At 73.3% G+C, this 11940-nt stretch carries 8 protein-coding genes; 6 read left to right on the forward strand and 2 right to left on the reverse strand.

The window, feature by feature from the left end; genetic code table 11:
- The first annotated feature begins 155 nt into the window (after positions 1-155).
- Genes AB0K00_RS17170 through AB0K00_RS17180 form a run of 3 tightly spaced genes read left to right on the forward strand, consistent with a single transcriptional unit; the run spans position 156 to position 5074 of the window.
- Positions 156-1475, forward strand: a complete 1320-nt coding sequence (locus tag AB0K00_RS17170) for a cytochrome ubiquinol oxidase subunit I (protein ID WP_363521722.1) — start codon at positions 156-158, stop codon at positions 1473-1475.
- On the forward strand, positions 1468-2721 hold the full coding sequence (locus AB0K00_RS17175; protein WP_363521724.1) for a cytochrome d ubiquinol oxidase subunit II: 1254 nt from the start codon (positions 1468-1470) through the stop codon (positions 2719-2721). Before AB0K00_RS17170 ends, AB0K00_RS17175 begins: the two co-directional genes overlap by 8 nt.
- Positions 2696-5074: an FdhF/YdeP family oxidoreductase gene (locus AB0K00_RS17180; RefSeq protein ID WP_363521727.1), complete on the forward strand. Its 2379-nt coding sequence runs from the start codon at positions 2696-2698 to the stop codon at positions 5072-5074. The genes AB0K00_RS17175 and AB0K00_RS17180 overlap by 26 nt, the downstream gene beginning before the upstream one ends.
- Positions 5075-5188: 114 nt before the next feature.
- Here the strand turns inward: AB0K00_RS17180 and AB0K00_RS17185 are convergent, their stop codons facing one another.
- Positions 5189-6205, reverse strand: a complete 1017-nt coding sequence (locus AB0K00_RS17185) for a M36 family metallopeptidase (RefSeq protein WP_363521730.1) — start codon at positions 6203-6205, stop codon at positions 5189-5191.
- Between the two features lie 206 nt (positions 6206-6411).
- On the opposite strand from AB0K00_RS17185, the gene AB0K00_RS17190 reads away from it, so the two are divergent.
- From AB0K00_RS17190 to AB0K00_RS17200, 3 genes are all read left to right on the forward strand, one after another.
- The gene (locus AB0K00_RS17190; RefSeq protein WP_363521732.1) at positions 6412-7518 is read left to right on the forward strand and encodes a hypothetical protein; all 1107 of its coding nucleotides are present in this window, start codon (positions 6412-6414) and stop codon (positions 7516-7518) included.
- Between the two features lie 86 nt (positions 7519-7604).
- Positions 7605-10475 (forward strand): AAA family ATPase, encoded by a 2871-nt coding sequence (locus AB0K00_RS17195; protein ID WP_363521734.1) that lies wholly within the window; start codon positions 7605-7607, stop codon positions 10473-10475.
- Positions 10476-10532: 57 nt separating this feature from the next.
- On the forward strand, positions 10533-11132 hold the full coding sequence (locus tag AB0K00_RS17200) for a hypothetical protein (protein ID WP_363521737.1): 600 nt from the start codon (positions 10533-10535) through the stop codon (positions 11130-11132).
- Positions 11133-11210: 78 nt separating this feature from the next.
- On the opposite strand, the gene AB0K00_RS17205 is transcribed toward AB0K00_RS17200, so the two are convergent.
- Positions 11211-11936: a hypothetical protein gene (locus AB0K00_RS17205; RefSeq protein ID WP_363521740.1), complete on the reverse strand. Its 726-nt coding sequence runs from the start codon at positions 11934-11936 to the stop codon at positions 11211-11213.
- Positions 11937-11940 lie beyond the last annotated feature (4 nt).

Raw genomic sequence — 11940 nt, forward strand, 5'->3', positions numbered from 1 at the left:
GGAGCCTAGCGACGGACGGCCCCCGCGCGCCGTCGAACCGCGCCGTACCACCCACCGCTCCCGGGCCCGATGTCGCCGGCATCTTCTGACCGGCACGGGGAAGGTAGCGGCCCGACCGACCGAACGGTCAGGGCGACGAACGCCGGAGGTGGTGCGTGCCGGTCGATCCGGACTATCTGTGGCAGGCGCGGCAGATGCAGGCGCTGTCGTTCGCCGTGCACATCCCGCTGGTCTGTTTCGGGATCGCGTTTCCGACGATGGTGCTGTTCTGCGAGTGGCGTTCGCTGCGCACCGGCGATCCCGTGCTCGCCACCCTGGCGCGGCGCTGGTCGAAGGTGATGCTGGCGCTGTTCGCCGTCGGCGTGGTGACCGGCACGATCTTGAGCTTCGAGCTGGGGTTGCTGTGGCCGCAGTTCATGGCGAGGTTCGGTGCGGTGTTCGGCCTCGGGTTCACGTTGGAGGGCTTCTCGTTCTTCACCGAGGCGATCTTCATCGGGATCTACGTCTACGGGTGGGACCGGCTGCCGCCACGGCTGCATCTGCTGTGCGGTGTGCCCGTGGTCGTGGCGGGGGTGACCGGCTCGCTGTTCGTCATCGCGGTCAACGGCTGGATGAACCATCCCACCGGTTTCACGATGCGCGACGGCGTGGTCGTCGACGCCGATCCGTGGGGGGCACTGTTCGGCAACAGCTACTTCTGGCACGAGTTCGTGCACATGTACTTCGCCGGATACATCGTCGCCGGGTTCGCGGTGGCCACGCCGTACGCCTGGGCGCTGCTGCGGGGCCGGCGGCGCCGGTACGAGCGGACGGCGCTGACCGTGGCGATGTCCACCGCTGCGGTCGCCTCGCCGCTGCAGGTGATCGTCGGCGACTGGGCCGCCCGTGAGGTGGCGCAGCACCAACCGGTGAAGCTGGCCGCGCTGGAAGGGCTGGGCCGGACCACCCGGGGCGCGCCGGAGCACCTGGGCGGCTGGTACAACGGGCACGAGGTGGTCTACGGCCTCGAGATCCCGCGGTTGCTGTCGCTGCTGGCGCTGCACAACCCCAACGGCACCGTCATGGGCCTCGACGCGGTGGCCGCGGACGACATACCGCCCGTCAACGTGGTCCGCTTCGCGTTCCAGACGATGGTCGGCATCGGCACGCTGCTGGCGCTGCTGGGCCTGCTGTTCCTGTACGTGCGGCTGCGGCACCGGCGCCTGCCCCGGTCGCGCTGGTTCTACCGCGCCGCGGTGGCGGCCGGTCCGTTGTCGATCGTGGCGCTGCTCGCCGGCTGGGTCACCACCGAGGTGGGCCGCCAGCCGTGGGTCGTGTACGACGTGATGCGCACGACCGAGGCGGTCACCGGCGCGCCCGGCATCCCCGTCGGGTACGGCACGCTGGTGCTGGTGTACGCCGGGCTCGCCGTCGCGGTCGGGTGGCTGCTGCGCCGCTTCAGCCGGATCCCCGTCGAGGTGCACGACGATGGCTGAGGTCCCGATGGTGTTCATCCTCGCCGGTCTCGCCGCGTACACGGTGCTGGCCGGCGCGGACTTCGGCGCCGGCCTGTGGATGCTGCTGACCCGCCCCGGCCGGACCGACCCCGCCGCGACCCGCGACCACGCCCGGCACGCGATGGGTCCGGTGTGGGAGGCCAACCACGTGTGGTTGATCTTCGTGCTGGCCGTGTGCTGGACCGCGTACCCGGTCGTGTTCGGCTCGATCGCCTCGACGCTCGCCGCGCCGCTGTTCATCGCCGCCGTCGGGATCATCCTGCGCGGGGTCTCGTACGCGCTGCGCGGCCAGGTCGGCGGCGGCCGCGGCCGGCACCTGGTCGAGGTGCTGTTCGCGGTCGCCTCGATGCTGACGCCGTTCGCGCTGGCCGCCGCCGTGGGCGGCATCGCCTCGGGCCGCGTCCCCGTCGGCAACGCGGCCGGCAACGCCGTCACGAGCTGGCTCAATCCCACCTCGGTCGTCATCGGCGTGCTGGGCGTGGCCGCCGGCGGTCACCTCGCGGCGGTGTACCTCGCCGCCGACGCGCGCCGGCTCGGTGAGCAAAGCCTGGAACTCGACTTCCGGGCCCGCGCCCTCGGCTCCGGCGTGGTCGCCGGCGGCCTCGCCCTCGCCGGCCTGCTCGTCGCTCGCGCCGACGCACCTGCCCTGTACGACGGCCTCACCCGCGACGGGGGTGCGGTCATGGTCGGCATCTCCGCGGCGGCGGGACTGGCGACCCTGGTGCTGGTCTGGCGGAGCCGGTTCGGCCCGTCGCGGGTGACGGCGGCGCTCGCCGTGGCCGCCACCCTGGCCGGCTGGGCCCTGGCGCAACGCCCGTTCGCCCTGCCGGGGCTCACGGTCGAACAGGCCGCCGCCGGCCGGACCACGCTGCTCGCCGTCATCGTCGCGGTCGCCGCCGGTGCGGTGGTCCTGGTGCCGTCGCTGGTCCTGCTGTTCCACCTCTTCCTACGGGGACGCCTGGACCCGGCGGCCGAGCCGGCTGCGGCCGCCGCCACCCGACCGGCGACCGGTCCCGGGACCCCGCACCGGATGGCGCAGGCCGTTGCCGCCGCGGTCACGCTGCTCGCCGGCGTCGTGCTGACCAGCGTCGTCGGCTCCGGCTGGCCCCTCGCCGTCGGCGTCGGCTGCCTGATCGCCTGCGCCGTCGCCACGTTCGGCCTGGCAACCACCGACATCGACACTGAGAGGAGCAACGGCCGTGCCGCAGTCCGACGAGACCGGTGACGCAGAACAACGGATGATGGGCGCGGTGCCCGGCGTGCCGGCGCTCGGCCGCGGCCCGGCGGAACACGGCGGGTACTCCCGCCACGAGTACCACCATCCGGCCGCCGGGTGGGGCGCCGCCCGCAGCGTCGGCGCGGTGCTCAGGCGCGCCGGGGAGCCGATGGAGGGCGTCCGCGCGCTCTTCGTGATGAACCAGGAGGACGGCGGCTTCGACTGCCCGGGCTGTGCCTGGCCCGACGATCCGAACGGCCTGCACCTGGACATCTGCGAGAACGGCGTCAAGCACGTCACCTGGGAGCTCGCCCGGGCGGACGCCGACGCCGCCTTCTTCGCCGCGCACCCGGTGAGCGAGCTGGCGCAGTGGAGCGACCATGACCTCGAGGCGGTGGGGCGGCTCGCCGAACCGCTGCAATACGACCCGGCCAGCGACACGTACCGGCCGATCTCCTGGGACGACGCGTTCGCGCTCGTCGGCGCGACGCTGCGGGCACTGCCCAGCCCCGACCAGGCGGCCTTCTACACGTCCGGGCGGCTCAGCAACGAAGCGTCGTTCCTCTACCAGCTGTGGACCCGCGAGTTCGGCACGAACAACCAGCCGGACTGCTCCAACATGTGCCACGAGGCCACCGGCCGGGCGCTGGCAGCGGCGATCGGCACCGGCAAGGGTACCGTCGACCTGAACGACTGGGAGGCCGCCGACGCGATCTGGGTGATGGGCGACAACGCCGCCTCGAACGCGCCGCGGATGCTCACCTGGCTGGCCGACGCCGACCGGCGCGGCGCGCAGCTCGTGCACATCAACCCGCTGCGCGAAGCCGCCTCCCGGCGCACGATCGTCCCGCACGAGTTCGCCGACATGGCCACCTTCCGCACCACCCGGATCGGCACGATGAGCGTGCAGGTGCGCATCGGCGGCGACATGGCCCTGCTGCGCGGCGTCGCCAAGGCCGTGTTCGAGACCGCCGCCCGCGAACCCGGCGTCCTGGACCGGGACTTCATCGACCGCCACACCCACGGGTTCGACGAGTACCGCGAGCTCGTCGCGGCAACCCCGTGGCCGGACCTGGTCCACGGTTCGGGCGTCACCGAGCCCGACATCCGCCGGCTCGCCAGCTCCTACCTGCGTTCCGAACGCGTGGTCATCGCCTGGTGCCTCGGCCTGACCCAGCACGAGCACGGCGTCGACACGGTCCGTGAGATCGTCAACCTGCTGCTGTTGCGCGGCAACATCGGCCGCGAGGGCGCCGGTCCGTGCCCGATCCGCGGGCACAGCAACGTGCAGGGCAACCGCACCTGCGGCATCAACCACCGCCCGGCCGCGGAGTTCCTCGACCGGCTCGAGGCGGTCTGCGGGATCCGGCCGCCCCGCGAGCACGGCCTCGGCACGGTCGAGACGATCGAGGCGATGCACCGCGGTGATGTGCGGGTCTTCGTCGCGCTCGGCGGCAACTTCGCCCTCGCCAGCCCTGACCTGCGGTACACCGCCGAGGCGCTGCGCAACTGCGACCTGACCGTGCAGGTGAGCACCAAGCTCAACCGCAGCCACCTCGTGCACGGCCGCCGCGCGCTCATCCTGCCGTGCCTGACCCGCACCGAACGGGACCGCCAGGCCGGCGGCGAGCAGGGCGTCACGGTCGAGGACGCCATGGCGATGGTGCACATCTCCTACGGCATGAAGGAGCCCGCCTCACCGCAACTGCGCTCCGAACCCGCCATCCTGGCCGGCCTCGCCCGGGCCACGCTGCCGGACAGCGGCACCCCCTGGCAGGACTACGCGGCCGACTACGACCGCATCCGCGACACGATGGCCCGCGTCCTGGACGGCTTCGAGGACTTCAACCGCCGCGCCCGCCACCCGCACGGCTTCCGGATCGCCCAACCGGCCCGCCTACGGGTGTTCCAGACGCCTTCCGGCCGCGCCGAGTTCTCGCACCCAGCGCTGCCGCACGACACCGACCCCGGCAGCGGGCGCCTGCTGCTCACCACGATCCGCTCCCACGACCAGTTCAACACGACGATCTACTCCAACGACGACCGGTACCGCGGCCTCAAGGGACTCCGCACGGTCATCTTCATGAACGACGACGACATGCGCGGCCGGGGCCTTGACGAGTTCGACCTCGTCGACGTGACCAGCTTCTCCAAGGACGGCACGCAGCGCACCGTCCACGGGTACCGCGCGGTGCGCTACGACCTGCCACCCGGCTGTGCGGCCGGGTACATGCCGGAGCTGAACGTCCTGTGCGGGATCGCCGACGTCAGCACCCAGAGCGAACAGCCGGTGACCAAGCACCTCGTCGTCGAGGTCACGCCAGCACCTGCACCGGGGGCCTCGCAGGCCGGTGCGGGTTGACCATCGTCGCCTGCCGGCTACGGACCGCGCCGGCAAATGCGGCGCCGTCCGGACCCGGCTGGCACCGGCGGGCCCGGACGGCGCTTTGCCGGCGCTTGCCGGCGCTTTGTCGGCCTACAGCAGGCCGCGGGCGGTGAAGGCGGAACGCGCGGCCGCGGCCGCCGTGGGACCGTAGAGCCGCTGGGCGGCGTCGACCGTGGCCTGGGCCGCTGCCGCGAACGTGGTGTCGGGTGCGAAGGCGAACTGGGCCTCGACGATGAGGGTCGTGGCGCGGGTGTCGCCGAGCGCGGTGCGGATGTCCCACAGGGCCCGTGACCAGATCTCGCCGTCGGCGTGCACCTCGCCGATGACGTCGGCCGGGTAGTGCTTGTTGCCGTCGAGGCGGCGCAGGCAGTGCGGAGTGCTGCTGGTGTACGACGTGGAGTCCCAGTCGGCGACGCATGCCTCGGGCGTCGCCGTCGGGGTGCCGGTCGCCCAGCTGGTGACGGCGACGGCGAGGTAGTCGCCGAACGCCTCGCCGATGGCGCCGGACTCCAGGGTGGTGCCGAAGCCGGGGACCTGGCCGTCCTGCACGGAGTGGCCGTACTCGTGGACGATCACCTCGGCGTCCTCGGCATCGTCGACGCCGCCCTTGCCCAGGGTGATGTTCGCCTTGTCGTCGCGGAAGAACGAGTTGTCGCCGCCGTACTGGTCGATGCGCAGCTCGATCCGGCGCTGGTTGACCGGGCGCCGCGTCGAGCCGAAGCCCAGGTGCTGCAGATACAGCTGGGCCGTGGTGACCCAGTAGTAGCCCATCACCTGCTCGAACTGGTCCGAGTCGCGGTGCCAGGCCGGGAACGCGCCGTCGACCAGGGTCGCGGCCTTGCCGGTGGAGCTCTTGACCACGACGTACCGCCCGGCCAGCCCGCCGGAGCCGTCCAGGTCGGTCAAGGTCACCCGGCGGTACGCCGCGGCGAACACCGGCAGGTCGGCGTCCTTGGCGTCGGTGAGGTCCTCACGGCCCAGGGTCTGGACCGGGTTGGGGGCGAAGACGATTCCCGGCGCGGAGGTGACGGCAGCCCGTGCCGGTGTCGCCGGGATCAGGGCGGCGGCCACCAGCGCGACCGTGGTCAGCGTGAGACTTCGTCGCATACCGACTCCTTTCGTTCAGCAGTTGTCTCGTCCAGCAGTTGTCACGTTCAGCAGTTGTCACGTTCAGCAGTTGTCGTACGGCGATTGCTTGAACTGGCGGCGCAGCCCCGTGGCGCGTTACACGAAACCGCCGGGGTGTGTAACGGCGGCACCGCCGACGGCGCTGTTTCAGCAAAGAGTCTTTTCAGTCAGCCTGGAGGTCCACCATGTTGCGGTCGGTCCGTTCACGTCGACGCGCGGGCACATTGCTCGCCGCGGTGCTGCTGGCGCTGTTCCCGTTGGCCGGCCCGGCGGCGCCCGCCGCCGCGGCCGTCACCCCCGTGTCCGTCTTCGGCGCGTGGCATTGCAGCAACGACGCCTGCCTGTGGGCGGCCGTGCGCACCGCGGCCGAGTTCGACAGCCAGAACCACTGGCTCGTCGACCGCGGCGACGGCCGGCCGTCGGTGAACCTGGTGGTGTTGAGCTTCGTCAACCCGCTGCGGCTGCTCAACCAGACCACCGACGCCGGCAACGTCAACGGTGTGCCGCGGGGGATGACCCAGGAGATCGTCAACTACTTCACTGCCCGGGGCATCCGGGTGATGTTCTCCATCGGCGGGATCACCTACACCGGCGACTGGGACACCGCGCTGGCGCAGAACGGCACGCTGCTGGGGCAGCGCGCCGCCGCCGTGGCGACGCAGTTCGGCGTCGGCATCGAGATCGACTACGAGCAGAACAGCAGCCCGAACCTGACGCAGCTGCAGAACTTCATCTCGGCGTACCGGGCGGTCCACCCGTACAACGCCGCGGGCACCGACCCGACCGCGCGGCTCACCATCGACGTCGCCGCCGGAGACCGCTGGCTCATCGACGTCAACCGCAAGGCGAGCGCCGACTGGCTGCGCACCGACGCCCCTGTGCTCGACTTCGCCAACGCGATGGTGCCGGCGCGGCAGCCGTCGGCGTCGACCGCGCAGAGCAACTGGCAGGAGCACATCGACGGCAAGTCACAGTTCAGTCCGCCGGTGCCGCCGCTCGCGCCGGCGAAGTTCACCGGCGGGCTGTACATCGCCGAGGGCAGCAAGGTCCGCCCGGAGTGCACCAGTTACGGCACGTCGGTGACCAAGGCTCTCGCGCCGTATGTGCAGACGGCTGCGCCGAACGGCGCGGGAACCACCGCCGGCATGCTGGGCTTCATGTTCTGGGCGGCCGAGCGGCCCTCGACGCGTGGCATCGGCACCGCGCCGCCCAACACGTGCGAGGGCGGCGTCGGGGCAGGTGCGACGGCGCTCGGGGTGCCCGTTCCGCTGCCGCCGCTGCGCCAGAGCTGAGCCTCATCCGACGACGGGACCGGTGATCGGCGGCGAGCCGAGTACCGCCGCCAAGCGGTGCTCGGCTCGCCCGGCACAATGCGGGTATGGGTGCGCACCTGGTCGGCCGCCGTCACCAGTTCGAAGAACTCGCCCGGGTCGTGGCCGGCGCCGCGGCGCAGCAGGGTGCACTCGTCGTGCTGTGCGGCGAGGCGGGCATCGGCAAGACGACGATGCTTTCGTGGCTTGCCGGGGCCGCGTCGGACGCCGGGATGGTCGCGCTGTCCGGCCGGGCTGTGGCCGAGGAAGGGGTACCGGCGTTCTGGCCGTGGTCGCGGGTGTTCGCCGCGGGCCGTGCGCTGGGCCTGTCGCCGGACCTCCTCGAGCTGGGACCGGGCCCGCCGGCGCAGGCTCGGTTCGTCGCGATCGAGCGGGCCGCGGGCGCGCTGCTGGCCGCGGTGCCGGCGGCCGGCCTGCTGATCACGCTTGATGATCTGCAGTGGGCCGACGACGCCACCATGCAACTGCTGCGCCACGCCGCCGCCGAGCTTCCCGGAACGCGGCTGATCCTCGCCGTGGCGACCCGGGACGCCGGCGGCCTCGGTCCGCGGGCCGCCGTGCTGCCCGCGGCCCGGACGTTGCGGCTGGCACCGTGGACACCCGCCGACGTCGCCGAGTACCTGCATGCCACCGGCGGCCGGGTGGATCCTTCCTGGCCGGCCCGGGTGCACCGGGGCAGCGGCGGCAACCCGTTGTTCGTGCGGGAGATGGCGCGCGTCCTGCACGCCGGCGGCGGTGGCCTGCCCGACGCGTTGCATCCGCTCGCAGGTGTCTTCCTGGACAGCGTCGGCCCGGACTGCCGGTCGCTGCTCGGCGCCTGCGCCGTGATCGGGGAGGAGTTCGACGTCACGCTCGTCGCTGCGGCATCCGGCGAGGCGTCGCATCCGGCGGCGGTCCGGTCGCCGGGCGGGCTCGCGGAGCTGCTCGCCGAGGCTGTGTCGGCCGGGATCCTCGCCGAGGACGCGGCCGTGCCGAACCGGATGATGTTCACGCACGCCCTGGTCCGGCAGGCGGCGTACGACGAGTTGCCGCGGACCGATCGGATTCGCTGGCACCGCCGCATCGCCGACGCGCTGGCCGGCATGCCCGCGACGCCGTCCTCGGCGGGCCGGGCGGCGGACATCGCCCGGCACCGCGTCCGCGCCGCCACCGACGCGCCGAGCTGCCGCGCGGCCGTGGACGCCTGCCGGGCCGCGGTGGCGGTGTCGCTGCGCGGGCTCGACCACGCCGACGCGGCGCACTGGTTCCGCCGAGCGATCGAACTGGCCGGCGGTGCCGGCCTCGACCCGGCCGAACACGCCGACCTGCTGCTCGGACTGGCCGAGACGGAGTTCCTGGACCTGCGGGTGGCCGGGGCGCTGCGGCACTGCGTGGCCGGCGCCGACCTCGCCGCCGGGCTCGGCCGGCCGGACCTGCTGGCGCGCGCCGCGCTCGTGGTGCGAGGCATCGGCGGTGAGGAGCCGAACCGGATCATCGCCGACCTGTGCGTGCGGGCCGAGACCGCGTTGGGCGGGACCGATTCCGGGACGCTTGCCCAGGTGCTCGCGCAGCACGCGATGGCGGTCGCGCAGCTGGCGGTCACCGCTCCCGACCTCGCCCGGCAGGCGCACACCCTGAGCGCACAGGCCATGGCGATGGCGCGCCACGACGGCGGCAGCACCGCCGTCGTGGACGCGATGCACGCGCACGAGACGCTCGCCGGCGGACCGGACTCGATGCGTGAGCGGACGGTCATGGGCGCAGGCCTGCGCGCGCTCGCTGCGGTCCCGGACCGGCCGGAGACGCCACTGTGGGCGTGCCTGTGGCGCATCGACGGGTGCCTCGGCCTCGGCGCGGTCGCGGAGGCGGACCGCGAGATCGCCGCCCTGGCCTCGCTCGCCGAGCGGCTCGGCTGGCCGGTGGCCCGCTGGCACCTGCTCCGGGCGCGGGCCGCCCGCGCGATGCTCGCCGGCCGGTTCCCCGACGCCCAGCGGCTGGCCGACGAGGGGCAGGCGCTCGCCGAACGCTGCGGCGACCATTCGATGCAGGGCCAGCACCTCGCGTACACGCTGGACATCCGCCGCAAGACCGGCAGCTTCGCCGACCCGTGGTCCGATGCCGGCGGATCCGGTGACGGCCCGGGTGGCGGCCCCTTCGACATCGCGTCGGTCGTGGACGCCGATGCGCGCCCGATCGTGCTGGCGATCGCCGCCGAGTACCTGTTCGCCAGCGGTGACGTCGACACGGCCCGTGCGCTGTACGCGCGGCTCGTCACGGCGCTGCCGGACCTGCCCGAGGACATCCGCTGGCCGGCCATCGTCGCCATCGCGGGCGAGCTCGGGGCGGCCTTCGCAGACCCCGCGACCGTGGCCGCCGGGTACCGCGGCCTGCTGCCGTACGCGCAGCTGTACCAGGCGTCCACCTACGGATACCGCGGCGCGTTCGCCCGCGTGCTGGGTGGCCTCGCCGCCGCGTCCGGCGACCACGGGACGGCCATCGGCCACCTGCAGGCCGCCGAGGAGCTGGAGCGGCGGATCGGCGCACACGCCGACCTTGCGCTCGCGCAGCTCGCCCACGCCAGGGTCCGCCGGGCCAGGGACGCTCGCGGCGACCGGGAAAGGGCGGCGGACCTGGCCGGTCAGGCCGCCCGGACGGCCCGCCGGCTCGGCATGACACCGACCCTGACCGACGCCACGTCGCTGCTCCGCGATCTGGGCGGCGTGGCGGACGACGTGGTCGCGTCACTGACCGCCAGGGAGCGCGAGGTCGCCCTGCTGGTTGCGGACGGCCTGGCGAACCGGGCTATCGCCGACCGGCTGACGGTCTCGGAGCGCACGGTCGAGACGCACGTACGGAATCTGCTGAACAAACTGGGACTGGCCAACCGGACCCAGGTCGCCGCGTGGATTCTGCGTGCCGAGTCTGCGTGGTTCCACTGACGCCCCAGACACCGCCGGTCACCGACGATTGCGTCCCCAGCAACCGGAGGTGGAGCGATGTTCGCACGACTGCAGACCACGGCGGCCCGGCCGGCCGACGGCCACCCGATCGCCGACATGATCGCCGCCCACCCGGGCTTCGCCGGACTGGCGATGCTCACCGGGGAGGACGGCGGCACGACCATGATCAGCCTCTGGCTGACCCGCGAGGACGCCGAATCGGCCTCGGACCGCTCCGCCGCTACCCGCGGCCCGCGCCTGTTCGAGCTCACCCACGACGAGATCTTCGAGGTGGACGCCGACCAGGCGGGCTCGGCGACGGGGGAGCAGCCCGCGGTGGCGTTCCTCGGCGAGTTCGACGGACCGCTGAGCCCGGCCCGCGTCGAGGCGGCCCGCTTCGCCGGCACCGAGCGGATCGGACCCGCGCTGCGGGAGGTGGCCGGCGTGGTGCGGTTGCTGGTCCTCTGGCACCCGACCGAGCGGCGCATGGCCGTGCTGCACCTCGCCGTCTCACCGGCGGCACTGCACGCGATCAGCCGCACCGTCGTGTCCTCGCAGCTGCTGCCCGGCGAGGACCCGGAGCTGCTGCCCGGGCCGGACCGGGTCAGCATGCTGCGGGTGGCGGCGTATCGCGCGGCCACCGGCACCGGAGGCTGATCGGGGTGGGTTCGGCGGGTGCCTCGGCGACGGCGAGACGTGGCGGACGGAGGATGGCGGCACGGATCCCAGGAACGGTCAGTGCGACTGCGGTCGTCCCGGATGGCTGGGCTTGCCGGCGCCGGGGGAGGGGTTGCCGGGCTTGCCGGTGGTCGCGGAAGGTTGTGGCGTCGGGTCGAGCAGTCGCTGGCAGAAACCGTTGATGTCGTTCTCGCCGCCCGCCGCGGATGCCAGTGCGTGTCGTTCCTCGGCGGTGACCTGGCCCGCATGCGGGTCGGCCCGGAAGGCTGTCCAGGCCCTGCACAGGCGCTCGAGTTCGGCCGCGGCGACGGGTACGGTCGCTGACGGTTGCGGGACCGGACCCGTCGACGGGCGCGGCGTCGGTGCCGCCCGCCCGGTGCCCTGATCGGTGGGGGCCGTCCGGGCGGCGTGATCGGAGACGGGTGCTGCCGCGCCGGGCAGGAGCTCCTGCAGTGCGTCGGGAAGCCGGCCGGTGCCGGCCGCGTACGCGGTGCCCCCCACCAGCAGGGCCGCAACGCTCACGGTGACGGCGATGCCGGCGCCTCGTCCGGGGCGTGGTGCGAGTGTCCTCGGCCGTGGACAAGGGCGGTACTCCCTGGTGAACGCGGACACCGCGGCCCGCTCGCCGGCGATCTCGTCCGGCCGCGCGGGACCCGTCGCGGCCGCCAGCAGCGCGTTGAGCGCGCCGTGCTCCTGGGCTGCCGCGGGTGTCCTGTTGAGGAGCTGCTCGGCGGTGTGCCGGTCGATCACGGGGTCGTCCCAGCCGCTTCGGGTGCGGCGCACCACG

It is taken from the genome of Dactylosporangium sp. NPDC049525 (assembly GCF_040676755.1).
In the GTDB taxonomy this organism is placed as follows: Bacteria; Actinomycetota; Actinomycetes; order Mycobacteriales; family Micromonosporaceae; genus Dactylosporangium.